Source organism: Paraburkholderia sp. BCC1876, from assembly GCF_902833695.1.
Taxonomy (GTDB): domain Bacteria; phylum Pseudomonadota; class Gammaproteobacteria; order Burkholderiales; family Burkholderiaceae; genus Paraburkholderia.
This window is the reverse complement of sequence record NZ_CADFGI010000004.1, coordinates 94,801-121,798: the sequence shown is the minus strand read 5'-3', so window position 1 is coordinate 121,798 and position 26,998 is coordinate 94,801. Positions and strand designations below refer to the sequence as shown.

28 protein-coding genes are annotated in these 26,998 nt (G+C 64.5%); 15 read left to right on the top strand and 13 right to left on the bottom strand.

All coding sequences use genetic code 11. The features are described 5' to 3' along the window. The first annotated feature begins 37 nt into the window (after positions 1 to 37). The 3 genes from flhF to HWY05_RS15965 are packed head-to-tail and all read left to right on the top strand — an operon-like array spanning position 38 to position 3,600. Positions 38 to 1,975, top strand: coding sequence for a flagellar biosynthesis protein FlhF (flhF, locus tag HWY05_RS15975; protein WP_176058913.1), 1,938 nt, complete (start codon positions 38 to 40; stop codon positions 1,973 to 1,975). Further along, entirely contained in the window at positions 1,968 to 2,837 is an 870-nt protein-coding gene (locus HWY05_RS15970) for an AAA family ATPase (protein ID WP_035554475.1), read from the top strand. Before flhF ends, HWY05_RS15970 begins: the two co-directional genes overlap by 8 nt. 28 nt (positions 2,838 to 2,865) lie before the next feature. Beyond that, entirely contained in the window at positions 2,866 to 3,600 is a 735-nt protein-coding gene (locus tag HWY05_RS15965) for an RNA polymerase sigma factor FliA (protein ID WP_035554477.1), read from the top strand. A gap of 128 nt (positions 3,601 to 3,728) precedes the next feature. Here HWY05_RS15965 and HWY05_RS15960 read toward each other — a convergent pair whose 3' ends face one another. From HWY05_RS15960 to flgA, 5 genes are all read right to left on the bottom strand, one after another. Further along, positions 3,729 to 4,136, bottom strand: a complete 408-nt coding sequence (locus HWY05_RS15960; protein WP_176058912.1) for a type II toxin-antitoxin system HicB family antitoxin — start codon at positions 4,134 to 4,136, stop codon at positions 3,729 to 3,731. Beyond that, positions 4,133 to 4,315: a type II toxin-antitoxin system HicA family toxin gene (locus HWY05_RS15955; protein ID WP_035554480.1), complete on the bottom strand. Its 183-nt coding sequence runs from the start codon at positions 4,313 to 4,315 to the stop codon at positions 4,133 to 4,135. The genes HWY05_RS15960 and HWY05_RS15955 overlap by 4 nt, the downstream gene beginning before the upstream one ends. Before the next feature lie 335 nt (positions 4,316 to 4,650). After that, positions 4,651 to 5,097, bottom strand: a complete 447-nt coding sequence (locus HWY05_RS15950; protein ID WP_035554483.1) for a flagellar protein FlgN — start codon at positions 5,095 to 5,097, stop codon at positions 4,651 to 4,653. Positions 5,098 to 5,191: 94 nt separating this feature from the next. Continuing rightward, positions 5,192 to 5,548, bottom strand: a complete 357-nt coding sequence (gene flgM, locus HWY05_RS15945; protein WP_035554485.1) for a flagellar biosynthesis anti-sigma factor FlgM — start codon at positions 5,546 to 5,548, stop codon at positions 5,192 to 5,194. Between the two features lie 201 nt (positions 5,549 to 5,749). Next, positions 5,750 to 7,369, bottom strand: a complete 1,620-nt coding sequence (flgA, locus tag HWY05_RS15940; RefSeq protein WP_176058911.1) for a flagellar basal body P-ring formation chaperone FlgA — start codon at positions 7,367 to 7,369, stop codon at positions 5,750 to 5,752. Positions 7,370 to 7,587: 218 nt separating this feature from the next. On the opposite strand from flgA, the gene flgB reads away from it, so the two are divergent. The 12 genes from flgB to flgL all read left to right on the top strand — a co-directional run bounded on the left by flgB (position 7,588) and on the right by flgL (position 19,931). Next, positions 7,588 to 8,082, top strand: a complete 495-nt coding sequence (flgB, locus tag HWY05_RS15935) for a flagellar basal body rod protein FlgB (RefSeq protein ID WP_035554489.1) — start codon at positions 7,588 to 7,590, stop codon at positions 8,080 to 8,082. Positions 8,083 to 8,176: 94 nt separating this feature from the next. Next, positions 8,177 to 8,602, top strand: a complete 426-nt coding sequence (gene flgC / locus HWY05_RS15930; protein WP_012434707.1) for a flagellar basal body rod protein FlgC — start codon at positions 8,177 to 8,179, stop codon at positions 8,600 to 8,602. A gap of 10 nt (positions 8,603 to 8,612) precedes the next feature. Then, entirely contained in the window at positions 8,613 to 9,344 is a 732-nt protein-coding gene (locus HWY05_RS15925) for a flagellar hook assembly protein FlgD (RefSeq protein WP_035554492.1), read from the top strand. Positions 9,345 to 9,387: 43 nt separating this feature from the next. After that, complete coding sequence (locus HWY05_RS15920) at positions 9,388 to 10,923, top strand: flagellar hook protein FlgE (protein WP_035554494.1); 1,536 nt, start codon at positions 9,388 to 9,390, stop codon at positions 10,921 to 10,923. A 19-nt stretch (positions 10,924 to 10,942) separates the two neighbouring features. Then, positions 10,943 to 11,701 (top strand): flagellar basal-body rod protein FlgF, encoded by a 759-nt coding sequence (gene flgF / locus HWY05_RS15915; RefSeq protein ID WP_035554496.1) that lies wholly within the window; start codon positions 10,943 to 10,945, stop codon positions 11,699 to 11,701. A gap of 46 nt (positions 11,702 to 11,747) precedes the next feature. Beyond that, positions 11,748 to 12,536, top strand: coding sequence for a flagellar basal-body rod protein FlgG (gene flgG, locus HWY05_RS15910; protein ID WP_035554498.1), 789 nt, complete (start codon positions 11,748 to 11,750; stop codon positions 12,534 to 12,536). A gap of 31 nt (positions 12,537 to 12,567) precedes the next feature. Further along, the gene (gene flgH / locus HWY05_RS15905) at positions 12,568 to 13,266 is read left to right on the top strand and encodes a flagellar basal body L-ring protein FlgH (RefSeq protein WP_035562582.1); all 699 of its coding nucleotides are present in this window, start codon (positions 12,568 to 12,570) and stop codon (positions 13,264 to 13,266) included. A 2-nt stretch (positions 13,267 to 13,268) separates the two neighbouring features. Then, positions 13,269 to 14,456: a flagellar basal body P-ring protein FlgI gene (locus HWY05_RS15900; RefSeq protein ID WP_035554499.1), complete on the top strand. Its 1,188-nt coding sequence runs from the start codon at positions 13,269 to 13,271 to the stop codon at positions 14,454 to 14,456. A 12-nt stretch (positions 14,457 to 14,468) separates the two neighbouring features. Continuing rightward, complete coding sequence (flgJ, locus tag HWY05_RS15895; RefSeq protein WP_035554501.1) at positions 14,469 to 15,476, top strand: flagellar assembly peptidoglycan hydrolase FlgJ; 1,008 nt, start codon at positions 14,469 to 14,471, stop codon at positions 15,474 to 15,476. A 307-nt stretch (positions 15,477 to 15,783) separates the two neighbouring features. Then, on the top strand, positions 15,784 to 16,557 hold the full coding sequence (locus HWY05_RS15890) for a flagellar brake protein (RefSeq protein WP_176059185.1): 774 nt from the start codon (positions 15,784 to 15,786) through the stop codon (positions 16,555 to 16,557). A gap of 166 nt (positions 16,558 to 16,723) precedes the next feature. Then, positions 16,724 to 18,697, top strand: a complete 1,974-nt coding sequence (gene flgK / locus HWY05_RS15885; RefSeq protein ID WP_035554504.1) for a flagellar hook-associated protein FlgK — start codon at positions 16,724 to 16,726, stop codon at positions 18,695 to 18,697. A 10-nt stretch (positions 18,698 to 18,707) separates the two neighbouring features. Beyond that, positions 18,708 to 19,931, top strand: coding sequence for a flagellar hook-associated protein FlgL (gene flgL / locus HWY05_RS15880; protein WP_035554505.1), 1,224 nt, complete (start codon positions 18,708 to 18,710; stop codon positions 19,929 to 19,931). Between the two features lie 106 nt (positions 19,932 to 20,037). On the opposite strand, the gene fliR is transcribed toward flgL, so the two are convergent. From fliR to HWY05_RS15840, 8 genes are all read right to left on the bottom strand, one after another. Then, positions 20,038 to 20,820, bottom strand: coding sequence for a flagellar biosynthetic protein FliR (fliR, locus tag HWY05_RS15875; protein WP_035554506.1), 783 nt, complete (start codon positions 20,818 to 20,820; stop codon positions 20,038 to 20,040). Between the two features lie 37 nt (positions 20,821 to 20,857). Then, positions 20,858 to 21,127: a flagellar biosynthesis protein FliQ gene (gene fliQ, locus HWY05_RS15870; RefSeq protein WP_035554507.1), complete on the bottom strand. Its 270-nt coding sequence runs from the start codon at positions 21,125 to 21,127 to the stop codon at positions 20,858 to 20,860. 52 nt (positions 21,128 to 21,179) lie between these two features. After that, positions 21,180 to 22,025 (bottom strand): flagellar type III secretion system pore protein FliP, encoded by an 846-nt coding sequence (fliP, locus tag HWY05_RS15865; protein ID WP_176058910.1) that lies wholly within the window; start codon positions 22,023 to 22,025, stop codon positions 21,180 to 21,182. Continuing rightward, on the bottom strand, positions 22,025 to 22,564 hold the full coding sequence (gene fliO, locus HWY05_RS15860; protein WP_176058909.1) for a flagellar biosynthetic protein FliO: 540 nt from the start codon (positions 22,562 to 22,564) through the stop codon (positions 22,025 to 22,027). The genes fliP and fliO overlap by 1 nt, the downstream gene beginning before the upstream one ends. After that, a complete protein-coding gene (fliN, locus tag HWY05_RS15855; RefSeq protein ID WP_035554512.1) occupies positions 22,561 to 23,025 on the bottom strand; it encodes a flagellar motor switch protein FliN in 465 nt (154 codons plus the stop codon). Before fliN ends, fliO begins: the two co-directional genes overlap by 4 nt. After that, positions 23,018 to 24,016: a flagellar motor switch protein FliM gene (gene fliM, locus HWY05_RS15850; protein ID WP_035554514.1), complete on the bottom strand. Its 999-nt coding sequence runs from the start codon at positions 24,014 to 24,016 to the stop codon at positions 23,018 to 23,020. Before fliM ends, fliN begins: the two co-directional genes overlap by 8 nt. Before the next feature lie 65 nt (positions 24,017 to 24,081). Continuing rightward, positions 24,082 to 24,585 (bottom strand): flagellar basal body-associated protein FliL, encoded by a 504-nt coding sequence (fliL, locus tag HWY05_RS15845; RefSeq protein WP_035554516.1) that lies wholly within the window; start codon positions 24,583 to 24,585, stop codon positions 24,082 to 24,084. Positions 24,586 to 25,351: 766 nt separating this feature from the next. Then, positions 25,352 to 26,938 carry a flagellar hook-length control protein FliK gene (locus tag HWY05_RS15840; RefSeq protein WP_176058908.1) on the bottom strand — a complete coding sequence of 529 codons (1,587 nt, stop codon included), beginning with the start codon at positions 26,936 to 26,938 and terminating at the stop codon, positions 25,352 to 25,354. Positions 26,939 to 26,998 lie beyond the last annotated feature (60 nt).

Sequence of the window (26,998 nt, the reverse complement as noted above, 5' to 3'; positions counted from 1 at the left end):
GGTCCGTTAGTTCCGTTTACCTCATCGGGGGTCCAGCTTGAACATTCGTAAATTTGTCGGTGCAACCAGTCGTGATGCGCTGCGTCTCGTACGCGAAGCGTTGGGCGCGGACGCGGTCGTACTGTCCAATCGCACGATGGACGACGGCAGCGTCGAGATCGTCGCCTTGGCCGACAGCGACCTGGCTGCCATCACCCCCAAGGCGCCGCGCGCAAGCGCCGGGTCGATGAATGGCACGGCTGGACATCCCGCGCTGGCCGCACCGCGCGCGCTGCCGATGGGCAATCCGATCGGCAATCCGTACGCGAGCGGCATGCCCGACGTCTTTTCGTCGGTCTTCGGCGCGAGCCCGGAAGCCGGTGCCGAGAGTGACAGCGGTCATGCCGCCGGCCCATACGCCTTCGACGACGCTTTAAGCGACGAACCGGCTGCCGCACCGAATCAGGCCATGAAGGCCGCCGCGAAGCCGGCGCCGTCCGCCGCGCCGAAAGCGGCATTGCCGGGCGCCACGAACGTGCTGTCGGCTGGCGCGCTGGGCAAGCCCGCCTCCGCTGCGCCGCAAGCAGCCGGTGCCGAGCAGCCGAGCGCCCGTGCCGCGGTCGCGCGTCTGAATGAAGACATCCGCGCCGATCTGCTCAAAGCCGCCGGCGTGCCGGTCGCTGACTCGCAAACGCCGCGCACGATGGCCGAATCGAACCCCTGGCTGATCGACCACGCTCGTCGTATCGCCGCTGAACAGCAACCGGAAGGCGCTTACAGCGCGCGTCCCGCCGCGATGACGCCGGCCGCCGCCATGGCCAAGGGCCTCGGCGCCGCCGTCCAGCCGGGCAGCGCAAACGCGGCGCAATCCGCCGACACCCCCGAGTGGGCGCGCGAAGCCGCGCAGCTCGCCGCACGCCGCGCCGCGCAGAAAATCGCGCCGTCGCTGACGCAGAACGATGACCGCACGCCGGCGTCCGTCGCGGAAGCGATCAAGGTGCGCATGGAGCAGGTCGTCAACGACACGGTGATGAACGAGCTGTCGTCGATGCGCGGCATGATGGAAGAACACTTCGCCGGCCTGCTGTGGGGCGATCGCCAACGCCGCAACCCGGCGCGCGCCGCGCTCACCAAGCACCTGTTCGCGGCCGGTTTTTCCGCGCAACTCGTGCAGATGATGGTCGACAACCTGCCCGACGAAGTCGACAGCATGGAAGGCGGCATGGACTGGGTGCGCTCGGTGCTCGAGTCGAACCTGCCGGTGATGGAAGACGAAGACGCGCTGATGGAGCGCGGCGGCGTGTTCGCCCTGATGGGCCCGACGGGCGTCGGCAAGACGACGACCACCGCCAAGCTGGCCGCGCGCTGCGTGATGCGCTTCGGCGCGAGCAAGGTCGCGCTGCTGACCACCGACAGCTACCGGATCGGCGGCCACGAACAACTGCGCATCTTCGGCAAGATTCTCGGCGTGTCGGTACACGCGGTGAAAGATGGCGCCGATCTGCAACTCGCGCTCTCCGAACTGCGCAACAAACACATCGTGCTGATCGACACGATCGGCATGAGCCAGCGCGACCGGCTCGTCTCCGACCAGATCGCGATGCTGTGCCGCGCCGGCCAGCCGGTGCAGCGCCTGCTACTGCTCAACGCGACCAGCCACGGCGACACCCTCAACGAAGTCGTGCAGGCCTATCAGCGCTCGCCGGACCATCAGCCGCTCGCCGGCTGCATTCTGACCAAGCTCGACGAAGCCACCAATCTGGGCGGCGTGCTCGATACGGTGATCCGCTACAAGCTGCCGGTGCACTACGTGTCGACCGGTCAGAAGGTGCCCGAGAACCTGTACGTCGCGACCAGGAAATTCCTGATCAAGAGCGCCTTCTGCATTCCGCGCGACAACTCGCCGTTCGTGCCGCACGAAGACGATATTCCGGCCTTGCTCTCCTCGCTGTCCGCCCGCTCGACAGCCGACCTTCACGAGGTCCGCTTTGGATAAGCTCATCTCCGATCAGGCAGAAGGACTGCGGCGCCTGCTGGCGCGTAGCGGCTCGCGCGTGATTGCGGTGACGGGCGGCTCGACGGGCGCAGGCTGTACGACGACGGTGGTGAACCTCGCGGCGGCGCTGGCGCAGCAAGGCAAGGACGTATTGGTGATTGACGAGTGCCTCGGCGAACTGTCGGTGAGCGGGATGCTTGGCGGCCTGCGCGGCGCGGGTAATTTCGCCGCCGTGATGCGCGGCGAGATGGCGCTCGACGACGCCGTCGCGCGCCACGCGCTGGGCTTTTCGGTGCTGGCCGCGTCGCGGCTGAACCGCGAAGGCCACTCGGCCACGCAGTTCGGCGTGGTGCTGCACGGTTCCGCGGATGTGGTGCTGATCGATGCGCAGTTGGACCCGCAAGGCCACCTGTCGCCGCTCGCCAAACAGGCGCACGACGTGATGATCGTTACGCGGATGGCCGCGCAAGCGATCACCGAGGCGTACGCCTGTATGAAGCGCCTGCACTACGCGCACGCGCTCGCACAGTTCCGCGTGCTGGTGAATCACGTGCAGAGTCCCGGCGACGCGCATACCGCGTTCGCCAACCTGGCCGGCGTGGCCGGGCGCTACCTGACGGTGGCGCTGGAAGACGCCGGTTGCATTACCGCCGATGCGCGGATGGCGCGAGCCCTGGAGTTGTCGCGTTGTGTCGTCGATGCGTTCCCATCGACACCGGCTGCGCGCGACTTCCGGCACCTCGCCGCCGAATTGCAGTACTGGCCGATGCGGCCAGCGATGTCGTCGCAAACGCCATGGATGGCGTCTGCGACAGTTACAGCGGCGCAACACGCCGACCAACCGTCTGCGCAGCACGCCTGAGTGGCGGCACAAGGACAAGGGGAGCACGATGTATAACGCTCAGGGAAAAATTTCCCAAGCCGAAGTTCTGACGAAGTACGCACCGCTGGTGCGCCGCCTCGGCTTGCAGCTCGTTGCCAAGATGCCGGCCAGCGTCGATCTCGACGATCTGATCCAGGCCGGCATGATCGGCCTGCTGGACGCCGCGAGCCGCTACAAGGAAGACCAGGGCGCGCAGTTCGAGACCTATGCCAGCCAGCGGATTCGCGGCGCGATGCTCGACGAGCTGCGCAGCAACGACTGGTTGCCGCGCAGCCTGCGGCGTACCTCGCGCGAAGTCGAATCGGCGGTGCACAAGGTGGAGCAGAACCTGGGCCGCTCGGCGAGCGAAACGGAGATTGCCGACCACCTGCAAATGCCGCTCGACGAGTATCAGTCGATGCTGCAGGACCTGCACGGCAGCCAGTTGATCTACTACGAAGACTTCGACCGTTCGGCGGACGACGAGCCGTTCCTCGACCGCTACTGCGTGGACCATTCGGACCCGCTGTCGGCGTTGCTCGACGATAGCCTGCGCTCGGCGCTGGTGGAAGCGATCGACCGCCTGCCGGACCGCGAGAAGCTGCTGATGTCGCTCTACTACGAACGCGGCATGAACCTGCGCGAAATCGGCGCGGTGATGGAAGTCAGCGAGTCGCGCGTGTGCCAGTTGCACAGCCAGGCGGTGGCGCGTTTGCGCACGCGCCTGCGCGAAATGGCCTGGGCGAATGCCGAAGCGACCTGAGGCGACCTGAAGCAACCCGAAGGCGCGCCACCTAACCCGACGTCACCACGTAACCTGAAGCGCCGGCCGGATTACCCCGGCGCTTCAGCTCACGGCGGTTCTGGCAGCCAGCCCGAACCCCGCCTGCTTCACACCGCCATCTCACGCTCTGCGGCGAGCGCGAGAAATGCCGACCGCGACAGACCGCGCGTTTGCGCGTAAACATCGATATCCTGGACCAGCACCTCCGGCAGCGAGATGTTGATGCGCACGGCCTTCTTCAGGGCTGGAATATTCCGGGTGGTGACAAATCCCCACATAAAGCCCGCGTAATCCGGATTGCGATGATGCTCGCTCAATTTGAGCGGCTGCGGCACCGGCAGCCCTTCGTCGAGCAATGTGTCCAGATGCGACTCGACCGCCAGCTTCGCGTTGGCAAAAGCCTCTTCAAGCGTATCGCCGGCCGCAAAGCAGCCGGGCAGGTCCGGCACCACCACGCCGTACGCATGCTCGTCGTCACCTGATTCGATTGCGATCGGGAAAATCAGATTTTTCATTTCAGGCCCGCCTGTTTCAGGATGCTATTCAATGTGCCGGGCGGCAGATCTTTCTTGGGATGAGGGATGGTCACGAGACCGCCCCTGAACGGATGCCGGAAATGATGGTGGCTGCCCGAGATGCGGACCAACTGCCAGTCATTCGCCTGAATCCATTTGATTACTGCGGCGCTGTTCATCTTGTACCCCTGAAATCATACACACGACTACACAATATTGCTAGTGCCTAGCGTTCCGCCTTGGTCTGCGCATCGGCGTCGACACGCGAGACGGGAGCGCGAAAAACCGCAGTGGGGGAGGGCATGATTTCAACCCGGCGCACGCTTTCGCGCCACCTGGCCGGATGGCTAACGTGCGGCTGGGAAAGGGGAAGTGAAGGCAAAAAACAGAAAGGGCTCGTCGATGACGAGCCCTTCGTTCAAGACAATAGATTCAGCGCAGATTCAGCCGCAGACGTGTGCCGCAATCGCGTGCAGCGACGTCGCCCGGCAGATCCGGGAAGTCCGGGAAGTCTCTACGCCGCGGGTTGCGCGGGAATCCGCCCATCCGGTCCGTAGAAGCCGACCTTCTGCGGCACTTCGACCTGCAGCGCTGCCAGCGCGCGCTGGTTGTAATCCATCCGTACGCGGATCAACTCACCGTTGCTCGTGTTGAAGCGCCGCGCGCGTTCGGCGGCTTTCTGCAGTAGTGACCATTGTTCGGCGACGCGCGCGTCGGTGCTGGCTGCGAGCTCCATGCCAGGCCAGCCGGCCGGCAAGCCCATGTCGGCGAGCAGCGTGTCGCGGGTGGATTCGAGATTGGCCAGTACGCCGATCAGTTCGGTTTTCTTCTCGACGATCGGCGGTAGCAATTCGAGCGGCGACAAGGCGGTCAGTGCCTTGGTCTCGAGGGTCAGAATCGAGGCGAACGCCTCGACAGCCGAATATTCTTCGACGAGGGTGGCAAGCAGGGCGTCTTTCATTTCAACAACTCGCTGAACACGACGGCTCGCGCTAGATTCGCGAGCCGGGTTTGTCGAACGTCGCCCGGCAAGTCACCGTACTTCGATGCGTCGATCAGTTGCCGGTCGACGAGGTTTTGCTTTGCAACAGGTCGCGTGCGGTGTTCAGCACGCCGTCGGCGATCTTGCCGGAGTCGATCGTCAGCGAGCCATTCTTGATGGCCTGCTTGATCGACTCGACGTGCGCCGTGTCGATGTCCGCCGAACCGGACGCCGCAAGGCTGCGCAGATGCTGCGACAGGCCCGACAGGCTGACGCTGGCGTCGCCCGAGGTGCCGCTGGTGGCGGGTTGCGAGGCGGTGCTCGCGGTCTGCGCGTTGCTGTTCGCGGTCGTCGCGTCGCTTTGTTGCGAACGGGACAGGGCGTCTTTCAACGACGGCAGATTCGAATTGGTTGTGGAATCGACTTTCACGATTGGCTTCCTGAACGATTTGATCCTGATAACGGCACTCGCTGATCAAAACTTTAGCGCAATCGCTCCAGGTTTTGCCTTGCCATTCAAGACGATCCGGCCCCTTGGCAGGCCCGACCCGTGTCATCCGCACTGCCGGCATCCGGCCCCGCGCGGTGTGGTGCACGCGCGAATCCCGGGCGGCGCGTGCTGCATGCCCGTTCACAGTTGAATCTCCACCGTCGAGCCATCTTTCACGATGCCGGAAATGATCTGGCCGTTGGGCGTACGAACCCGCACCTGCTGGCCTGGCGACGCGTTGTTCATCGCGCTGCCTTCGGACGAAATCGAGAAACCGGCGCCCGCCGCGACGACCCGCACCGTCTGGCCGATCGAGACCGCCGAGGTGCTTTTCAGCATGTCACGGCGCAGCGGCATGCCGCCGGCGACACGCGTGAGCGTCACCGAGCCGATTGCCTGCGACGGGTCCGTGACGATCGCCTGCGGCAAGCCGGTCAGGTCGCCGTCACGCGCAACGAGGTCGGCGGCCGTCAGCACTTCGCCCGGCGACATGGCGCGGGCGGCCAGGTAGTAGGTGGCGTTCAGCGAAATACGCGCTTGCAGATAAATGGTCCACGGCCGTTCGCCGGCGCAGCGCACGCCGACGGTCACGCGGCCCCACAGGCGCGCGCCGCTCGGCATGAAGGGTTCGAGCGCCGTGCAGGCCGCGAGGCCGCGCGGAAACGCCTGGGCGACGGTGATCTCGACCTTGCCCGGCAAACCGGCGGATTGCTGCTGCAGGAACGCGAGAGCGGCGCTGCGGATTGCTTCCGCGTCCTGCTGGCCGGGCAACGGCGCGGGTTGCGCGATGGCCGCGGCGCGCATGTTTTGCTGTGCAATGGCCGGTGCGATGGGACGAGTGGCCGATACGCGGGCGATCGTCGCGGGCGTCGGGACCGTTGCCGGCGTGGCGCTATTGGCCGCAGCGGCGGCAGTGGTCGAGGCGGCGAGCGGCGCGACAGCCGCGCGCGTTGCGATTGCCCGCGCTGCGAGCGGCTTGCCGTTCGCGCCCAGTTGCGGCGGTTCGCCGCGTGAAGCAAGGCTGTCGAAGCCGTCGGTAGCGGAGGTGCTGCTGGCAATGCCGTTGACGCCGCTGGCGCTGCTGACGACACCGCTATTCACGCCGCGATACCCGCCGTTGACCGGTGCGTTGGCCGCCACCGGCTGCACGCCCACCGCTTGCCGCGCGGCCGGCGTCACGACGACCGGCACGACGACCGGCACGACCCGGCGCTGGCCCGGCATGACATTGACGTTGGCCATGCCGGTCGGCGCATTGGCCGCACCCGGCGCGGGAATCGTCACGACGCCGTTCGCGTCGGGTTTGAAATTGGTACGGATCATTTGCGGCGCGGCAGGCGGTTCGCCTTCGCCGGCAATCACGATCGAGCCGCTCGCATTGGCGGCGCGGGTGAATTCGTCCGTGGTGCGCGAGACCGGTCCGCGCCCCAGCGATTGCGCGGTGGCCGCAGCCAGCGTCGCGGCGGTGCCGGCGCGTTTGGCCGGCGCGGCTTGCATCTGCTGCGCGAGATCGGCGAGCGCCGCCGGATTCTTTTCGCCCGGGCCGGGAATCACGATCGGCCCATCGGCTTCCTGCGCGTAGGCGCTCGGCGCGAGCAACAGGGCGCTGGCCGGCAGGCACAACGCCGAACTCAGCGCCAGGCGCGCGAGCCGCATCGACCAGGCCGGCTGTTTCTTTGCCCGGCGCGGCACGCCCGCACCGACGCCATGCGCCGCCGCGCGGTTGGCGCGGAGCGTCGGATCGAAGGTGGGCTGGTCCATCGCGTTTCTCCATCGAATGCATCGGTACGCCTTGCATTCTAGTGAGCGCCCCCTTTGCGCAAACGTTGAATAGAAGCCCCCTTTCCCGGTTATTCGTCCGATTGCTCCTTGCGTAGCGCCCATAAGATGCACTTCATGCAAAAAGGCCTTCTCGCCTCACGCAGTCCTCACGCGAGGCTGCAGCGGGAAGCCTCGGGAACGTTCTCCGGAGATTTCTTATGCTGGACAAACTCGATGCCGAATTCGCCTTTGGCCGCCAGGCGCTCGATGTACGCGCTTACCGCCAGGAGCTGCTGTCGTCGAATATCGCCAACGCCGATACCCCCGGGTATAAGGCGCGCGACGTCGACTTCGCTTCCTCGCTCGCCGGCGCGCTGAAGAAGGGCGACGGCGCCACCGGCACCGCTGCGTCGAACAACTCGACGCTCGCGATGACGCAGCCCGCGGGCGTGACGAGCGGCATGTCGATGGTGTCGACGTCGCCCGGCCACATGTCGGGCAAATCGACGCTGACGCCGACCGGCGGCGCGTCCGACGACTACGGCAATCTGCAATACCGCATTCCGACGCAGCCCGCGCTCGACGGCAACACGGTCGACATCGACACCGAACGGGTGCAGTTCGCGGACAACACGTTGCACTTCGAATCAGGCATGACGGTGCTGTCAGGCCAGATCAAAACGATGCTGGCGGCGATCCAGTCGGGCTCGTAATAACCGACGCCGCGCAGGACAGCAGGTCGCAAGAACAATCGCTACGGGAATTAACAGGAAGCCGGGTCGAACCGGCAGGAGAGGTCAGGAAACCATGCCATCCCTGATGAACATTTTTGGTGTTGCAGGCTCCGCGATGTCGGCGCAGTCGCAGCGGCTCAACGTGACGGCGTCGAATCTCGCCAACGCGGACAGCACGACCGGCCCGGACGGCCAGCCTTATAAGGCCAAGCAGGTCGTGTTCGCGGTCAGCCCGCTGGGCGGCGCGCGCACCGCGTCCGGCCAGCAGGTCGGCGGCGTGCAGGTCACCGGCGTGGTCGACGACCCGACGCCGATGAAGACCGCGTACGACCCCGGCAACCCGGCCGCCAATTCGGACGGCTACGTCACGCTGCCCAACGTCGACCCGGTGCAGGAAATGGTCAACATGATCTCGGCCTCGCGCTCGTATCAGGCCAACGTCGAGACCCTGAACACCGCCAAGACACTGATGCTGAAAACGCTCACGATCGGAACCTGAGGAGAGCTTCTTGACCACCAACACCACCATCGGCAGCAACGGCACGAACGTGTCGCAGACGCTGCTCGATACCATGAACGGCACGGGCAAGAGCTCGAGCGCGACGGGCGCGACCAGCTCGACGAGTTCGAGCAGCAGCACCTCGGCCAGCAGCCTGCAGCAGACCTTTCTGCAATTGCTCGTCGCGCAGTTGCAGAACCAGGACCCGACCAACCCGATGGACAGCTCGCAGATGACGTCGCAGCTGGCGCAGATCAACACGGTGTCGGGTATCAGCCAGTTGAACACGACGCTGAGCTCGCTCGCGACGCAGATGTCGGCGGGCCAGCAGTCGCAAGCCGCGCTGCTGATCGGCTCGACCGTGCTCGCCCCGGGCAACTCGGTCTCGGTCGCAAGCGGCAAGGCCGGCTCGTTCGGCGTGCAGCTCGCCAACGCGGTGAGCGATCTGCAGGTGGTCGTGAAGAACTCGGCAGGCACGATCGTCAACACGATCGACCTCGGCAAGCAGTCGGCCGGTACGGTGCCGGTGGGCTGGACGCCGACCGACACAGCCGGCAACACGCTGCCGGACGGCACCTACACGATCAGCGCCGTGGGCACGATCAACGGCCAGCAGGCAACCGCGACCACGCTGTCGAGCGCGACCGTGCAGAGCGTCGTCATGCAGAGCACCGGTACGCCGGGCCTCGTGCTGTCGAACGGCACGACCGTCGGTCTGACCAACGTCGCCGCCATCCTCTGATTCAGATTCAGTCAGTTACGACTTTCCAGATACGGAGACCGTCATGGGTTACCAACAAGGTTTGAGTGGTTTGTCGGCATCGTCGAGCGACCTCGACGTGATCGGCAACAACATCGCCAACGCGAATACGGTTGGCTTCAAGAGCGGCGCGGCGCAATTCGCCGACATGTACGCGAATTCGGTGGCGACCGCGGTGGGCAACCAGGTCGGTATCGGCACCAAGCTCTCGGAAGTGCAGCAGCAGTTCTCGCAAGGCACCATCACCAGCACCAACCAGGCGCTGGACGTCGCGATCAACGGCAACGGCTTCTTCCAGTTGTCGAATAACGGCTCGCTGGTGTACTCGCGTAACGGCGTGTTCCAGCTCGACAAGAACGGCTTCATCACCAACGCGCAGGGTTTGCAACTGATGGGCTACGGCGCGAACGCCGCCGGCATCATCAACACCGCGCAAACCGTGCCGCTGAGCGTGCCGACCGCGAACATCGCACCGCAAGCGACCACCAAGATCGTTGCCGGCCTGAACCTGAACGCGCAGGATCCGCTGATGCTCGGCACGCCGCTCGTAGCGCCCACACTAGGAACGGGCAGTACGCTGTCCTCGCCGGGCGCGACGATCACGAACACCGCGTCGGGCACGAATAACGACAGCTACACCGTCAACTTTACGAGCGCGACCACCTACACGGTGACCGATACCACGCTCGGCACCACCACGGCGCCCGCGACGTACACGGCCGGCTCGGCGGTTTCGCTCGGCAACGGTCAGACGATCACGATGAACGGCACGCCGGTTCTCGGTGACAAGATGACGATCACGCCGACGCCGATCGCGTTCAACCAGAACAGCTCGACGACGTACAACTACTCGACCAGCACGACGGTCTACGACTCGCTGGGCGGCTCGCAGACGGTCAACATGTACTTCGCCAAGACGTCGGCGGGAACGTGGAACGTGTACGCGGGCACCTCGACCGGCACGGCGAACCTGGTGGGTCAGGCGAACTTCAATTCGTCGGGCACGCTGCTCGGCACGACGCAGGTCAACACCCCGATCGCGACGCCGCCGACCTTCAGCGCGACCACGACCCCGTACGTCTACAACTTCAGCATTCCGACCACCGACGGTTCGTCGACGCCGCAGAATCTGACGCTGAACATCGGCGGCACGACGCAGTACGGTGGCAAGGACGGCGTGAACTCGCTGCAGCCCGACGGCTACGCGGCCGGCACGCTGACGAGCTTCACGATCGGCGCCGACGGCACGCTGACCGGCAACTACTCGAACCAGCAAACGGCGGCACTCGGTCAGATCGCGCTGGCGAACTTCTCGAACCAGAACGGTCTCGTGAACCTGGGCAACAACGAGTTCCAGCAAACGTCGCAATCGGGCGTCGCGCAGATCTCCGTACCGGGTTCGACCAACCACGGCGTGCTGCAAGGCGGCGCGGTGGAAAACTCGAACGTCGATCTGACCAGCGAACTGGTGAACCTGATCACCGCGCAACGCAACTATCAGGCGAACGCGCAGACGATCAAGACTCAGCAGACCGTCGACCAGACCCTGATCAACCTGTAAGCGACCGGGACTTCCCATCATGGATCGGCTGATCTACACCGCGATGTCGGGCAGCACGCAAGCGCTCGAACAGCAGGCTATCGTCGCGAACAATCTGGCGAACGCATCGACCACCGGCTTTCGCGCGCAGCTCGCGACGTTCCGTGCCGTGCCGATGTCGTTCGGCGACGGCAGCACGGTCGACGACAACACCACCCGCACGTTCGTGCTGTCGTCGACGCCGGGCGCGGACTACACGCCCGGCCCGATCCAGCAGACGGGCAACCCGCTCGACGTAGCGATTCAGGGTCCGGGCTGGCTGGCGGTGCAAACCGCCGACGGCAACGAGGCCTATACGCGCGCCGGCAATCTGCACGTCGACGAAAACGGCCAACTGGTGAACGCGATGAACCAGACCGTGCTCGGCAACGGCGGCCCGGTGTCGGTGCCGCCGGGTGCGGAAATCACCATCGGCAAGGACGGCACGGTGTCGGCCCTGACCCCTGGCGATCCGCCGACGGCGGTGGTGACGGTCGATCAGTTGAAGCTGGTGAATCCGGATCCGCAAACCATGACGCGTGGCGACGACGGTCTGTTCCGGACCGCCGACGGCAACCCCGCCGACGCCGATCCGGCCGTCACGGTGGTGCCGGCCTCGCTTGAAGGCAGCAACGTGAATCCGGTCAGCGCGATGGTCGCGATGATCACCAACGCGCGCCAGTTCCAGATGCAGACCAAGCTGCTGGAAAACGCGGACAAGAACGATCAGTCCGCCAACCAGTTGCTCAGCTTTAGCTAACGCTAACAGGATGCGCCGGGTTCGCCCGGCCCCCAGGAGAACAAAAGTGAACCGCTCACTGTATATCGCCGCCACCGGCATGAATGCGCAACAGGCGCAGATGGACGTGATCTCGAACAACCTCGCGAACGTCAGCACCAACGGCTTCAAGGGCTCGCGCGCCGTGTTCGAAGACTTGCTGTACCAGACCGTCCGCCAGCCGGGCGCGAATTCGACGCAGCAAACCGAACTGCCTTCGGGCATCCAGCTCGGCACCGGCGTGCAACAGGTCGCCACCGAGCGTCTGTACACGCAGGGCAACCTGACGCAGACCGGCAATTCGAAAGACCTCGCGATCAACGGCGCGGGCTTTTTCCAGGTGCAGATGCCTGACGGCACGACCGCCTACACGCGCGACGGCTCGTTCCAGACCAACGCGCAGGGTCAACTGGTCACGTCGAGCGGCTATCAGGTGATTCCGGCCATCACGATCCCGAACAACGCGACGTCGATGACGGTCGGCAGCGACGGCGTGGTGTCGATCACCGTGGCCGGCTCGACCAACAGCCAGCAGCTCGGCTCGATGCAGCTCGCGACCTTCATCAACCCGGCCGGTCTGGATGCGAAGGGCGAAAACCTGTTCTCGGAAACGGCTTCGTCGGGCGCACCGAACATCGCGCAACCGGGCCTGAACGGCGCCGGCTCGCTGAATCAGGGTTACGTGGAAGCATCGAACGTGAACGTGGTGCAGGAACTGGTGAACATGATCCAGACGCAACGCGCTTACGAAATCAACAGCAAGGCCGTGACGACCTCCGACCAGATGCTGCAGACCCTCAGCCAGATGCAGGTTTGAGGGACTGGGAATTAAACAGGCGGTAATCATGATGTCGCACTTCTCTCGTAACCCGGTTCATTCGCGCACCGCTCAGGCGCTCGTGCAGCTCACGCTGCTCGCCGCCCTGGGGGGGTGCGGCCTCGTGCCCAAGCAGCCCATCACGCAGCAACCGATGACGGCCCTGCCGCCGCCGCCGCCGCAGATGCAGTCGCCGGGCTCCATCTATAACCCGGGTTACGCGGGCCGGCCGCTGTTCGAAGATCAGCGGCCGCGCAATGTGGGCGACATTCTGACGATCGTGATCCAGGAAAACGTCAACGCGACGAAGTCCTCGGGCGCGAACGCGAACCGTTCGGGCAGCACCAATTTCAACGTGCCGACCGCCGGTTTCCTCACCGGTCTGTTCGGCAAGACCAACCTCAGCGCGACCGGCGCCAACGTGTTCCAGGGCACCGGCGGCGCGAATGCGTCGAACACCTTCAACGGCACGATTACCGTGACGGTGACGGGCGTGCTGCCGAACGGCAACCTCGCGGTGAGCGGCGAAAAGCAGATGCTGATCAACCAGGGCAACGAGTTCGTGCGTTTTTCCGGCGTGGTGAATCCGAACACGATTTCCAGCCTGAACGCGGTGTATTCCACCCAGGTGGCCGACGCGAAGATCGAGTATTCCGCGAAGGGCTATCTCGACGAAGCTGAAAATATGGGCTGGCTGCAACGCTTCTTCCTCAACGTGTCGCCGTGGTGATCATGCGTACCGTCTTCTCCCGCCCCGGCCGCTTCGCGCGACTCGTTCATCTCGGCCGAGCGATGGCCTTCGTCGCGCTCGTCTGCGCGGCACTGCCGGCCGCGACGCCCGCTCATGCGGAGCGCCTGAAAGACCTCGTGCAGATTCAGGGCGTGCGCGACAACCCGCTGATCGGCTACGGCCTCGTCGTCGGTCTCGACGGCACGGGCGACCAGACCACGCAGACCCCGTTCACCACGCAGACGCTCGCCAACATGCTGGCGAACCTCGGCATCTCGATCAACAACCAGGCGGCGGGCTCGAGCAATTCGCAGTCGACGCTGTCGAACATCCAGTTGAAGAACGTCGCCGCGGTGATGGTGACGGCGGTGCTGCCGCCGTTCGCGCGTCCGGGCGAAGCAATCGACGTGACCGTGTCGTCGCTCGGTAACTCGAAGAGCCTGCGCGGCGGCACGCTGCTGCTCACGCCGCTCAAGGGCGCGGACGGCCAGGTGTATGCGCTCGGCCAGGGCAACCTCGCGGTCGGCGGCGCCGGCGCGAGCGCGAACGGCAGCAAGGTGCAGGTGAATACGCTCAACGCGGGGCGGATTGCCGGTGGCGCGATTGTCGAACGCGCGGTGCCGACGTCGGTGTCGCAAGCGGGCACGATGCAGCTCGATCTGAACGACATGGACTACGACACCACGCAGCGGGTCGTGTCGGCGGTGAACAATACGTTCGGCAGCGGCACGGCCATGGCGCTCGACGGCCGCACGATCCAGTTGCGCGCGCCGAGCGATCCGGAGCAGCAGGTCGCCTTCATGGCGCAATTGCAGAACATCGACGTCAAGCCGGCGCAAGCCGCCGCGAAGGTGATCCTGAACGCGCGCACCGGCTCGATCGTCATGAATCAGATGGTCACGCTGCAGAGCTGCGCGGTCGCACACGGCAATCTGTCGGTGGTGATCAATACGCAGCCGGTGGTGAGCCAGCCCGGCGCGTTCTCGAACGGTCAGACCGTCGCGGCCAAGCAGTCGCAGATTCAATTGAAGCAGGACAACGGCGCACTGAAGATGGTGACCGCCGGCGCGAACCTCGCCGACGTGGTGAAGGCGCTCAACGCACTGGGTGCGACGCCCGCGGATCTGATGTCGATCCTGCAGGCCATGAAGGCAGCGGGCGCTTTGCGCGCCGACCTGGAAATCATCTAAGGAAGACAGCAGATGAATTCGGACACGATCAATTCCGCCAACTCGGCCAATGCGGCCAACGAGCTGACCCAGCGCTTCGCGCTCGACGTCCAGGGTTTCAGCAAGCTAAGCGCGCAGGTCAAGGCGTCGCCGCAAGCCGGCATGAAGATGGCTGCGCAGCAGTTCGACGCGGTTTTCACGCAAATGATGCTGAAAAGCATGCGCGATGCGACGCCGCAGGATGGTCCATTCGATTCGCATGACAGCGCGACCTTCACGTCGATGATGGATCAGCAGATGTCGCAGCAGTTGTCGCAAAAGGGTATCGGCGTGGCCGATGCGATGCTCAAGCAGTTGATGCGTAATCAGGGCATCCAGACGGGCGGCGCCGGCGGCGCGGGCGGTCTCGCCGGCATGGCCAACGCACTGGGCGGCGGCAGCGGCGGTGGCGACGAAGGTCAGACCGCGGCGCTGAACGCGCTCGCAAAAGCGTATGGCAATGCGCAAGCCAACGGCCAGTTGGCCATGGGCAGGGGCTACTCGGCCAACAGCGCGCTGACTCCGCCGCTCAAGGGCGACGGCACCTCGCCGAAGGTCGACGCGTTCGTCGACAAGCTCGCCGCACCCGCTCAGGCTGCCAGCGCGGCGACCGGGATTCCGGCGCGCTTCATCATCGGTCAGGCCGCGCTCGAATCGGGCTGGGGCAAGAGCGAGATCAAGAAGACGGACGGCTCGACCAGCCACAACGTGTTCGGCATCAAGGCAACCAAAGACTGGACCGGCAAGACCGTTTCGACCGTCACGACCGAGTATGTGAACGGCAAGCCGCAGCGCACCGTCGAAAAATTCCGCGCGTACGACTCGTACCAGGAAGCAATGACCGACTATGCGAGCCTGCTCAAGAACAATCCGCGTTATGCGCAAGTCATCAACTCGGCGCACGACGTGAGCGGTTTCGCCAACGGTATGCAGCGCGCCGGTTACGCGACCGACCCGCATTACGCGAAAAAACTGATGTCCATCATGCAAAAGATGGGCTGAGCGATATCCCATGCACGCGACGGGGCCAGGTGCATAACAAGACGGACGAGGCCGGCTGTCCACGGGCAGCCGGCCCAGCCGCGCGAGGCGGATGGGGTGAATCGGGCGGTTTTAACGTTTGCGGCAAATAATTCATTACAGGCCCCTAAATTTTGGCCTGGCGATGCCGCTAATCAGTTAGACCCGATACCGGAAAGCGCAGTATTGTCCGGTTGAATGCGCGTGCTGCGGCTTCGATGAAGACCGCGCGAAAGCCCCGGCAGGAGCCTTGGCACGCGCCCGCAAGAACATGCATACCGGCAAGCCCATGGATATGAACCAGTCGAATGGCCAGACCGAAGCGCCCGGCCAGCCGCACGCTTCACCAGACGAAAGTTCCAACGATTTCGGTCGTCGCAATCCGCTGGAGATCGGCGTACAGCTACGCAATCTCGTCAATCGCGGCGATTTCCTCACTGCTCAATACGCGAGCGGCCAGCTCGTCACGCGGCTGCTCGACGTCGACGTGCGCGGGCGCACCTTCACGTTCGACTGGGGCGCGCTCGCCGAACAGAACCAGGGCCTGCTGGCCGCGCCGCGCTGCCAGTTCCATGCGCAGCCGGACGGCGTGCGCGTCGAGTTCGCCACCTCCACACCGCGCGAGACCCGCTACGAAGGGCTGCCGGCGTTCGAAGCCGACTTCCCCGAGGTGCTGTTTTACGTGCAGCGCCGCGAATATTTCCGCGTCGATGCGCCGATTCTCGATCCGTACATGTGTACCGGCCGTTTGCCTGAGGGCGATACGTTCCGCTTCGAAGTGCACGATCTGTCGCTGGGCGGCGTCGGCATGCGCACCACCGACGAACGCGTCGCCGAATTGCCGATGGGCACCCAGCTGCTGGATTGCGAGCTGATGCTCGGCGCGCTCGGCCGTCTTTCGCTCGATCTGCAACTGGTGTCGCACCGCTCCACCGCGTTGCCGAACGGCACGCAGCGCTACCAGTTGGGCTTCCGTTTTCTGACGCTGCCGGGCAGCGCCGAAAACACGCTGCAACGCCTGATCACGCAGCTCGAAATGAAGCGCCGCTCGCTGGTGCGCTGAGCTTTCGCGGATGGATCACGAGGCCCCGGCGGCACGGCCTCGCAAACGTTGAAACAAACGTCGAACACGCATCGGAACGGCCTCAATTTTTCCGCATCGAGGCCGTTAAACAGACTGTTCAAGCAACGCGGCGGCATGCGGTCGATGTCGCCCTTCAGGATGACGCATGTCAGATCTCATCAATCTCGGCCTCAGTGGACTGAACGCAGCCCAGTGGGGACTCACGACGACCGGCCAGAACATCAGCAACGCGTCGACGCCCGGCTATACGATCGAAACCCCGGTCTACGCGGAAAGCGGCGGCCAGTACACGGGTTCCGGCTATCTGCCGCAAGGCGTTTCGACCACCACGGTGACGCGCCAGTACAGTCAGTATCTGACGACCCAGTTGAACAATGCGCAAGCGTCGGGTAGCTCGCTGTCGACCTACAACACGCTGATCTCGCAACTGAACAATCTGATCGGCAGCCCGACTGCCGGGATTTCGAGCGCGATCACCAGCTACTTCACCGGCTTGCAGAACGTCTCGAACAGCCCGTCGACACTGTCGACCCGCCAGACCGCGGTGAGCGGCGCGCAGACGCTGGTGAACCAGATCAATGCCGCGGGCCAGCAATACGACTCGCTGCGCCAGAGCGTCAACACGCAGCTCACCAACACCGTTTCGCAGATCAACAGCTACACGCAGCAGATCGCGCAGTTGAACGGCCAGATCGCTCAGGCCAGCACGCAAGGCCAGCCGCCGAACCAACTGATGGATCAGCGCGACCTCGCCGTGTCCAATCTGTCGCAACTGGTGGGCGTGCAGGTCGTCAACAGCAACGGCAGCTATAGCGTGTTCATGGGCAACGGGCAGCCGCTCGTGTCGTCCACCAACAGCTATAACCTGGGCACCGCGCCGTCGACGGGCGACTCCAGCGAACTGTCCGTGCAGTACCTCGGCCAGGCCGGCGCGAATCCGGCCGCCACGCCGCAAAACCTGCCGGACAGCAAAGTCACCGGCGGCTCGCTGGGCGGCCTGCTGCAGTTCCGCAGCCAGACGCTCGATCCGGGTGAAGCGCAACTCGGCGCGATCGCCGTGAGCTTCTCCGCGCAGGTCAACGCGCAAAACAGCCTGGGCATTACGCTCGGCGGCACCCAGGGCGGCGCGCTGTTCTCGGTGGGCAGCCCGACGGTCTACGCGAACACGCAGAACACCGGCAACGCCTCACTGAACGTTTCGTTCGCGAACCCCGCGCAGCCGACCACCGGCGACTACACGCTCGCCTTCAACGGCAGCACCTACACGCTGACCGACAACTCGAGCGGCGCAGTGGTGGGCTCGGCGAGCAATCTGAGCCAGCCGATCAACGGCCTGAATTTTTCGACCACCGGCACGATGAAAGCCGGCGACTCGTTCACGGTCGAGCCGACCCGTGGCGCGTTGAACAGCTTCGCGACCGCCTCGACCGATCCGGCGGCGATCGCCGCCGCGCTGCCGTTGCAGGTGGCGGCCTCGACCGGCAACACCGGCACGGCGACGATCACCTCGCCGTCGGTGACGGCCGGCTACACGATGCCGAATTCGACGACCACGCTGGCGTACAACGGCACGGGTCTGACCGGTTTCCCGGCCGGTTCGACGGTGACCGTGGCCGGCACGCCGCCGACCAGTTATCCGATTACCGACGCGACCACCGTGGTGCCGTATTCGACGGCCAACGGCGCGACGCTGACGATCACCAATTCGTCCGCCGGCCAGATGAACAAGGTCACGATGACCATCAGCGGCACGCCGGCCGCAGGCGACAAGTTCACCATCGGCCCGAACACCGGCGCGACCAGCGACGGCCGCAACGCGCTGGCGCTGTCGAACCTCTCCACCGCGAAGGCGTTGGCGGGCGGCACGGTCACGCTGAGCGGCGCGTACGCGAACTACGTCAACCAGATCGGCAACCAGACCAACCAGGTGCAGACGGCGAGCACGGCGCAAACCGCGCTGGTGACGCAGATCACCGCCGCGCAGCAGTCGGTCTCGGGCGTGAACATTAACGAGGAAGCAGCCAACCTGCTTCAGTATCAGCAGCTCTATCAGGCGAACAGCAAGGTGATTCAGACCGCGCAGACCCTGTTCCAGACGTTGCTTGGCATCTTCCAGTGAGGCGTTGAACATGCGTATCTCCAGCGCGCAGTACTTCAACATGAACGTGCAGACAATGAGCAACCAGCAAGCTCAGTTGTCGCAGATCTATGCCGAGATTTCGAGCGGCGTGAGTCTGTCCACGCCGTCGGACAATCCGCTCGGCGCGGCGCAGGCCGTGCAGTTGAGCTCGACGGCCACCACGCTTGCGCAGTACACGACCAATCAGACCTCCGCGCTCGCGTCGATGCAGCAGGAAGACTCGACGCTCGGCAGCGTCAACACCGTGCTGACGACCATTCACACGCTGGTGCTGCGCGCCGGCGACGGTTCGCTGACCGACAGCGACCGCGGCGCGCTCGCCACGCAATTGACGAGTCTGCGCAGCCAGTTGATGACGCTCGCCAATTCCACCGACCCGCAGGGCAACTACCTGTTCGCCGGCTATCAAAGCGGCGCCCAGCCGTACTCGACGACCGCCTCCGGCGCCGTGACCTATTCGGGCGACACCGGCTCGCCGGCTGTGCAGATTACCGGCTCGCGTACGCTGCAGACCGGCGATAACGGGCTCGCGATCTTCGGCAGCGTCGCGTCGATCGGCACCAGCGCGGTGCCGGCGGGAGCGGCCGGCAACACCGGCACCGGCGTGGTCAGCAGCGTCAGCCTGACCAATCCGACCGACCCGACCAACGCGGACACGTACAAGATCAACTTCGTGTCGGGGACCACCTACACCGTGAGCCAGACCAATCCGGCCACCGGCGCGACGAGCACGAGCCCGGCGCAGCCGTTCACGGCCGGTTCGGCGATCACGATCGGCGGCCAGTCGGTGTCGATCAGCGGCGCGCCGAATTCGGGCGACAGCTTTACGGTGACGCCGGCGACGCAGGGCAGCATGGACGTGTTCGCCAATCTGAGCCAGTTGATCACCACGTTGCAAACGCCGCTCACGCCCGGCGCGCAGACGGCCAGCTTCCAGAGCCAACTGACCACCAGCATGACGCAGCTCGAAAACACGATGAACAACGTGCAGACGGCGCAGGCGACCGTGGGTGGCCGCATGAACGAAGTGCAGGCTTTGCAGACGGTCACGCAGACCAACACGCTGCAGACCGCGAGCAACCTGGCGGATTTGACGCAGACCGACATGGTCAAGACGATCGGTCAGTACACGCTGACGCAGAACGCGCTGCAAGCGGCACAGCAGGCCTTCGCGAAGATTCAGAACATCTCGCTGTTCCAGTACCTGAACTAGGCGTCAAAGCAGTCTGAAACGAAGAAGGGCGGATCCCGGTGTGAACCGGGATCCGCCCTTTCTGTTTGTGGCAGCGTTTCTTTTCGTTGCGGTCAGGTCTTGCTATCTATCGAAACCCGGCCGCCACGCGTCCCATCTGATCGATCCCGATGTCGAACAGCCGCATGAAGAACGGAATCATGTTCGGGATCATCAGTTGCAGGAGCAGCATGCCGATCAGCATGGTCAGCGGGAAACCGATCTGGAACACGCCGATTTGAGGCGCCGCGCGGTTCAGGATGCCGAGCGCGAGGTTGGTGATGAGCAGCGCGACGACCACCGGCAGCGACAGCAGCAGACCCGCCGAAAACACCGTGTTGCCGAACATCGCCAGCGTGTGCCAGCCGGGCGCACCGAGCAGATTCGCCGACACCGGCACCGACTGGAAGGTTGCGAGCAGCGCGCTGATCATTTGCAGATGACCGTCGATCACCAGAAACACGAGCATCGCGATGGTGTTCATGTAGCTCGACAGCACCTGGCTCGAACTACTCGCCTGCGCGTCGAAGAAGGTCGCGAAGCCGAGGCCCATGCCGAGGCCGACGAAGTCGCCGGTCGCGCTAATGGCCTGGAACACGATCTGCATGGTCACGCCGAGCGCGATGCCGATCAGAAACTGATTGATGATGATCCACACGCCCGCGCCGGAAAACACCGTGAATTGCGGCATCGCGCCGAGCGTGGGCGCGACGATGATCGTAATGAAGGCCGCGAGGCCGATCTTTACGCGCATCGGCAAGGCTTTGTTGCCGAGCACCGGCGCGGTGGCGACCAGCGCGAGAATCCGCACGAACGGCCACAGGAAGGCCGTGAGCCAGCCGTTCAGTTGCGCGTAGGTGACGGAGAACATGACAGCGGGGAAGGGTGAGCGAGGACCGGCGCCGCGCTCAGTTGACGAGCGTCGGAATGTTGGTGAGCGTCTGGCGCAGATAGTCGAGCATGGTGGTCAGCATCCACGGGCCGGCAATCACCATGGTCACGGCAATCGCGAGCAGCTTCGGAATGAACGACAAGGTCGTTTCGTTGATCTGCGTGGCGGCCTGGAACAGGCTCACCACCAGACCGACCACCAGCGCGACCAGCAGCAGCGGCGCGGCGAGCAGCAGGCCGACATACATGGCCTGGTGCGCGAGCGTCATGACGGATTCTTGATTCATGGCGAGGGAACCGGAAAGCGTGAAGGGCGTCAGCCCCGATTAAATAGCGCGCTTAAACGAAGCTCTGCGCGAGCGAGCCGAGCAGCAACTGCCAGCCGTCGACCAGCACGAACAGCATCAGCTTGAACGGCAGCGAGATCGTGGCGGGCGACACCATCATCATCCCCATCGACATCAGCACGCTCGCTACCACCATGTCGATGATGAGGAACGGAATGAAGATCGTGAAGCCGATCTGGAAACCCGTCTTCAGTTCGCTGGTGACGAACGAGGGCACCAGCAGCGACAGCGGCACGTCTTCCGGACCTTGCATCGGCGCGGCGTGCGAGATGCGGGCGAACAAGGCCAGATCGGTTTCGCGGGTCTGCCGCAGCATGAAGGTCTTGAACGGCGCGAGACCGCGATTGACCGCCGTTTCCATCGGAATCGTGCCGTCGGAAAAGGGCTTGTAGCCGTCGTTGTAGGCCTTGTCGAGAACCGGCGACATGACGAACAGCGTGAGGAACAGCGCCAGACCGACCAGCACCTGATTCGGCGGCGTGGTGGCCGTGCCGAGCGCCTGGCGCAGCAGCGACAACACGATGATGATGCGCGTAAAGCTCGTCATCATCAGCACCATCGCCGGCAGGAACGACAGCATCGTGAGCAGCAGCATTGTCTGCACGCTCAGCGAATAGGTCGTACCGCCGTTCGGACCGGGGCTCGTGTTGAAGGCCGGCAAACCGGCGGCTTGCGCGAACGACAGCGTCGGCAGCGCGAGCATCAGCGCGGGCAGTGCTGGCAGTAAGAGCGGCGCGATACGGCGCGCGACGCGACCGAGCGTGGCCATAGCTGTCGAAGCGGTGCTGTGCATGCGAGCGGATTGCGCGTGACGCGCCGAAGAAAGACTGAACTGCATTAACGAACCTCGTTGCCTTGCCCGTTGAAACGTTTGCCCACTTCGCCTTTTAACGCATCGCGAAAGCGTTGGCCGAAGCTGCCGGGCAACGCGGCGCTGGTGCCGGGCGCGGCCGGCGACGTGGCGCCGGCGGGATCGAGCGCGGTGGAACCCGCCGGCATCGTATGAAGGAGTCGTACATTGCCGGGCGCCGTGCCGAGCACGAGCCACGTATCGCCGATCTCGACGACCGCGACGCGTTCCTTGCCGCCGAGCGAGGCGCCGCCGACCGTTTTCACGAGGCCGCCGCGACTGGCCGGCTGCAGGCCGAAACGGCGCGCGAGCCAGCCGCACGCGAACACCAGGCCGATCACGACCAGCAACGCGAAGATGGTTTGCAATACCGCGCCGACGCCGAGTGCCGGAACGGCGGTGCCGGCGCCGACACCGGAAGCGATTTTCGCGGCGTTGTTGACCGCGTTCATGTCGGCCGCGAACGCCGCGAACGGCATGGCCAGCAGGGCGATCGAGGCCGAAGCGCGACCGGCAAAGCGTTTCATCGATTCAACTTCCGGATACGTTCGGACGGCGTGATGATGTCGGTCAGACGGATACCGAACTTGTCGTTCACCACGACCACTTCACCCTGCGCGATCAGACAGCCGTTGACCAGCACGTCCATCGGTTCGCCGGCCATGCCGTCCAGTTCCACCACCGAACCCTGCGCCAGCTGCAGCAGGTTGCGGATCGCGATCTTGGTGCGGCCGAGTTCAACGGTCATCTGGACAGGAATGTCCAGGATCATGTCGATGTCGTTGCGCGTCGTGGTCGGTTCGACTTTCGACAGCGGCTGGAACACGCCCGCCGTGGTCGGGCTGGCTTCTTCGTTGTCGTTCTGCTCGGCCAGCGCGCTGGCCCAGTCCGCCATTGCCGTATCGTCTTCGGCCGAGACCTCGTCAGCCGCCATTTGGGGCGCAGTGCCGGCCAGTTCGGTCTCAGGCTTTGCGTTCAGATCACTCATATCCACCTTCCTTCATCGTGTCGGCTGCGCTGATCATTTTCTGGACCCGCAACGCGTACTGACCATTGAAAATACCGTAGCCGCATTCCATCACCGGCACGCCATCCACTTTCGCGGTGATGTGTTCGGCAATGTTGATCGGCAGAACATCGCCTTTGCGCATGTTCAGAATCTTTTCGAACGTGATCGGCACCTGCGCGAGGTCGGCGGTCAGTTCCACTTCCGCGGCCTGCACCTGCTGCGACAGCACGCGCACCCAGCGGCGATCGACTTCGAGCGCTTCGCCCTGAATCGGCGACACCAGAACGTCGCGAATCGGTTCGATCATCGAATACGGCATGCAGATGTGCAGCGTGCCGCCGGTCGTGCCGAACTCGATCGAGAACTGCGTGACGATGACGATTTCGTTCGGCGTCGCCACGTTGGCGAACTGCGTGTGCATTTCCGAGCGCACGTATTCGAACTGCAGCGGGCGCACGCTTTTCCACGACGCCGTGTAGTTGTCGAACACCAGGTTCAGCAACTTGTTGATGATGCGCTGTTCGGTCTGCGTGAAATCGCGGCCTTCGACGCGGGTATGAAAACGCCCGTCGCCGCCGAACAGGTTGTCGACCACGAAGAACACCAGGTTCGGGTCGAACACGAACAGCGAGGTGCCGCGCAACGGCTTCACGTGGACCAGGTTCAGGTTGGTCGGGATCGGCAGGTTGCGGGTGAATTCGCTGTACTTCTGCACCTTCACCGGACCGACGGAGATTTCCGCCGAGCGCCGCATGAAGTTGAAGATACCGACGCGCAACAGACGCGCGAAGCGGTCGTTGATGATTTCGAGGCCGGGCATCCGGCCGCGGACGATGCGTTCCTGCGTCGCGATGTTGTACGGGCGTACGCCCACACGTTCGCTGGTATCGGCTTCTGAATCTGTTTCGCCGGTTACGCCCTTGAGGAGGGCATCGACCTCCTCCTGGGACATGAACTCTTCGTGGCCCATTCCTTATTCCTCGTGCGTACCGTGGCGGTTGATGGTGGCAGCGCTATGCAACGTCGCGGGGGACGTCACTGCACGACGAATTCGGTGAACAGCACGTCGTCGACGCGGATCGGCGCTGCGCCCTTATCGGTCGGCTGTTCGATCAGCGTCTTGAGTTCGGTGGCGAGTGCGCGCTTGCCGTCGAGCGGTGCCAGATCGTCCGGGTGTTTATTCGACAGTGCCAGCAGGATGTGGCTGCGCACTTCCGGCATATGGTCGGTGAGTTCCTGCTGCGTGCGGGCGTCGCCGAGCTTGAGCGTCAGGCCGATGCGCAGGAAGTGTTGCTGGCCGTCGTCCGATTGCAGGTTGACGGTCATTGATTCGAGCGGGAAGAACAGCGGCACGGCGGGCGGCGTCGGCGCGGCGGCTTCAGTCGATGCGGCGACGGGCGCGCGTTTCGACATGAAGAACCACACACCCGCGCCGGCGGCGCCAGCGGCGATGATCGCGATGACGGCGATCAGGATGATGCGCTTCAAGGGGCCCGGGGAAGCGGGCACGGCTTGCTGGTTTGCGGTTGTGGTTGCCATGAGGTTTGCTTTGCTTGCCTTTAGTGCTGGTGATGGTGATTGTTGTTGATTTGGGCGGTGCGCGATGGGTCGAAAAGAAGGGTTATTGAGGGCTATCTCTTGTTTTTAGAGTTGGCCTTGGCGGGGGGCTTTTGGGGTTTGCGCCTGGGTTGTTGGCCTTTCCTTGCTTTCACGGTGGTCTATTAGCGTTCCCCCTGTGCGGGGGAGCACCTACTTTTCTTTGCCTGCCGCAAAGAAAAGTAGGCAAAAGAAAGCGGCTCACACCGCTAACTCTTAAGCGGGTCCCCCGCACAGCCACGCTATTGGCCCATCTGGAATCCGTGCCCCGCACATTCAACTTCCGTGACAAAGCAGTCATCCATCCGGCAGCGCTACGCGCGCCCCCGGGCACTTTCCAAACCCCGAGCGGTATTCACCGCTGGTTTTTGGGGCACCTCGCCGAGGCGAAGCCGATGGCTCCCACGGGGAAACCAAAACTACCGGCCGAACCGATCCGGTGAGCGCGAAGCGTGAGGCGGGATGAATGAATGCTGTGTCACGGACGCGGAGTGCGCGAGGGCACGGATTCCAGATGAGCCACTACTGTGACTGCGCGGGGGACCCGCTTAAGAATTAGCGGTTTGAGCCGCTTTCTTTTGCCTACTTTTCTTTGCGGCAGGCAAAGAAAAGTAGGTGCCCCCCGCACAGGGGGAACGCCAATAGACCACCGTGAAATCAAGGAAAGGCCAACAGCCCAGCAAGGCCAGCAGGCCCAAAAAGCAGCCGCCTAGGCAAAAGTATCAACAAGCCCAACAGTCCGTTTAACGGGAACAGAAACGACGCTAGAAGCAGAATCATCCCCACTGCCGGAGGCAAAAGACGCCGAAGAGCGCCCACCCCCCCCACCGCCGGACGGCCCAGACTGTTGCCCGCTCTGCCGAGCAAACCCATCACTCACGCTAGCGCTGCCAAGCCCAATCCCATTCTGTTCCATCGCCTCCCGCAACTTCGGCAGCGCGGCCTCAACCGCCTCCCGCACCGACTGATGCTGCGAAACAAACAACGCATGCGCATGGTTATCGGCAACCTGCAAAACCACCTGTAACGGACCCAGATCCTTCGGATTCAACGTCAACTCAGCACTCTGCGTGTGCGCATTCGACAGAAACACCACCTTCTGACTCAACGCGTCTTCCCAATCCGTCGTGCCCACCTGCGGCGCCAACGCATTCGCCACCTGCGCCGCCCCCGCATTCGCCGTGCTCTGCACCGCCGTCGTCACGCTCGCCGCACCCGCCGCCTGCGTCGCAGCCAGCGCCGCCGTCGCCGCGTCAGCCGCATTCTTGAACGAGGCCACATCGTCGGTCTGAGCGCCGGCGCCCGCTGCAGTCGCGCCCAACGTGTCCGCCGCCGCCTTGGCCGCCGCGGAAGGGTCCGCGGTCGTCGCCGCCGTCAGGGCGGTTTTCGACGCGCTCGCCCCCTTGCTGTCGCCAAACAATCCCGCCGCCGACGTCTTGCCGTCCGACGTGCCGTTCAGGCCGCCATTCGCGCCGGCCGTGCCCATCGTCGCGGCACCCGCCGCCGCGCCGCTGGCCAGCGCCTGTTGCGGCACCACGCCCTGGCCGCTCGCCAGTGCGGCCAATGCCGCCTGCAAGGCGTCGTCGGTCGCCTTCGAATCCGTTGCGCTCGTTTTCTTGCCGGGCGTACCACTCGTCGTGCCGTCAGTGACCGTGCCCGCCAGGGTGTCCGGCAGAGCGGCCGCGGCCGTCGTCGGATCCGGAACGGTCGGTGTGGCCGCGGCGTTCGCATTGGCCTGCGCTTGAGCCTGGGCTTGAGCCGCTGCGGCGGCGGCCGCCGTGCCGGCATTAGCCTGGTTCGCCGCGTTGCCGGACTTGGCCGGCGTGCCTGTCGTATTGCCAGTCGACGCCTGCTGCGCATTGCCCGACGACGAAGCCGACGACGTCGTCCCGGTCGAATTGCTGCCGCTGCTGTTCGCGTCGCTCGCGCTCTTGGTGGACGGATCGGCCGGCGGCGGAGCGTCATGCACGCTCGACGTCGACGCGGACGAAGCCGACGAAGACGCGGGCGGCGTCGCCGGCGTCGGCGCAACCTGTTGCTGTCTGGCGGCCTGCGCGGCCTGTTGTTGCGCAGCCTGCTGCTGAGCGGCCTGTTGCTGCTGGGCGGCTTGCTGGGCAGCCTGTTGCGCCGCGGCCTGCTGTTTGGCGCTCTGCGCAGCCGCGCTGCTCTGCTGGTCGATGCTCTGTTGCAGCGTTTGCGAGAACGGCTGGACGTTCGCCGCAGCGGCGATCGCCGCGTTCGTGGACGAGCTGCTGGCGGTGCCGAGCAGTGAGCCGATCTGTGAAAGTGGCGACATAGGGAATCCTGTCAATCCGTCAAACGGGGTGTTCAGTCAGTCGAGGTGGTTGTCGTACCG

Excerpts from the sequence above, each read along its gene's own strand:
- HWY05_RS15965 (WP_035554477.1), top strand. The coding sequence starts at position 2,866 with ATGTATAACGCTCAGGGAAAAATTTCCCAAGCCGAAGTTCTGACGAAG.
- HWY05_RS15960 (WP_176058912.1), bottom strand. The coding sequence starts at position 4,136 with ATGAAAAATCTGATTTTCCCGATCGCAATCGAATCAGGTGACGACGAG.
- HWY05_RS15955 (WP_035554480.1), bottom strand. The coding sequence starts at position 4,315 with ATGAACAGCGCCGCAGTAATCAAATGGATTCAGGCGAATGACTGGCAG.
- HWY05_RS15950 (WP_035554483.1), bottom strand. The coding sequence starts at position 5,097 with ATGAAAGACGCCCTGCTTGCCACCCTCGTCGAAGAATATTCGGCTGTC.
- flgA (WP_176058911.1), bottom strand. The coding sequence starts at position 7,369 with ATGGACCAGCCCACCTTCGATCCGACGCTCCGCGCCAACCGCGCGGCG.
- flgB (WP_035554489.1), top strand. The coding sequence starts at position 7,588 with ATGCTGGACAAACTCGATGCCGAATTCGCCTTTGGCCGCCAGGCGCTC.
- flgC (WP_012434707.1), top strand. The coding sequence starts at position 8,177 with ATGCCATCCCTGATGAACATTTTTGGTGTTGCAGGCTCCGCGATGTCG.
- HWY05_RS15920 (WP_035554494.1), top strand. The coding sequence starts at position 9,388 with ATGGGTTACCAACAAGGTTTGAGTGGTTTGTCGGCATCGTCGAGCGAC.
- flgF (WP_035554496.1), top strand. The coding sequence starts at position 10,943 with ATGGATCGGCTGATCTACACCGCGATGTCGGGCAGCACGCAAGCGCTC.
- flgH (WP_035562582.1), top strand. The coding sequence starts at position 12,568 with ATGTCGCACTTCTCTCGTAACCCGGTTCATTCGCGCACCGCTCAGGCG.
- HWY05_RS15900 (WP_035554499.1), top strand. The coding sequence starts at position 13,269 with ATGCGTACCGTCTTCTCCCGCCCCGGCCGCTTCGCGCGACTCGTTCAT.
- flgJ (WP_035554501.1), top strand. The coding sequence starts at position 14,469 with ATGAATTCGGACACGATCAATTCCGCCAACTCGGCCAATGCGGCCAAC.
- HWY05_RS15890 (WP_176059185.1), top strand. The coding sequence starts at position 15,784 with ATGGATATGAACCAGTCGAATGGCCAGACCGAAGCGCCCGGCCAGCCG.
- flgK (WP_035554504.1), top strand. The coding sequence starts at position 16,724 with ATGTCAGATCTCATCAATCTCGGCCTCAGTGGACTGAACGCAGCCCAG.
- flgL (WP_035554505.1), top strand. The coding sequence starts at position 18,708 with ATGCGTATCTCCAGCGCGCAGTACTTCAACATGAACGTGCAGACAATG.
- fliR (WP_035554506.1), bottom strand. The coding sequence starts at position 20,820 with ATGTTCTCCGTCACCTACGCGCAACTGAACGGCTGGCTCACGGCCTTC.
- fliQ (WP_035554507.1), bottom strand. The coding sequence starts at position 21,127 with ATGAATCAAGAATCCGTCATGACGCTCGCGCACCAGGCCATGTATGTC.
- fliP (WP_176058910.1), bottom strand. The coding sequence starts at position 22,025 with ATGCAGTTCAGTCTTTCTTCGGCGCGTCACGCGCAATCCGCTCGCATG.
- fliO (WP_176058909.1), bottom strand. The coding sequence starts at position 22,564 with ATGAAACGCTTTGCCGGTCGCGCTTCGGCCTCGATCGCCCTGCTGGCC.
- fliN (WP_035554512.1), bottom strand. The coding sequence starts at position 23,025 with ATGAGTGATCTGAACGCAAAGCCTGAGACCGAACTGGCCGGCACTGCG.
- fliM (WP_035554514.1), bottom strand. The coding sequence starts at position 24,016 with ATGGGCCACGAAGAGTTCATGTCCCAGGAGGAGGTCGATGCCCTCCTC.
- fliL (WP_035554516.1), bottom strand. The coding sequence starts at position 24,585 with ATGGCAACCACAACCGCAAACCAGCAAGCCGTGCCCGCTTCCCCGGGC.
- HWY05_RS15840 (WP_176058908.1), bottom strand. The coding sequence starts at position 26,938 with ATGTCGCCACTTTCACAGATCGGCTCACTGCTCGGCACCGCCAGCAGC.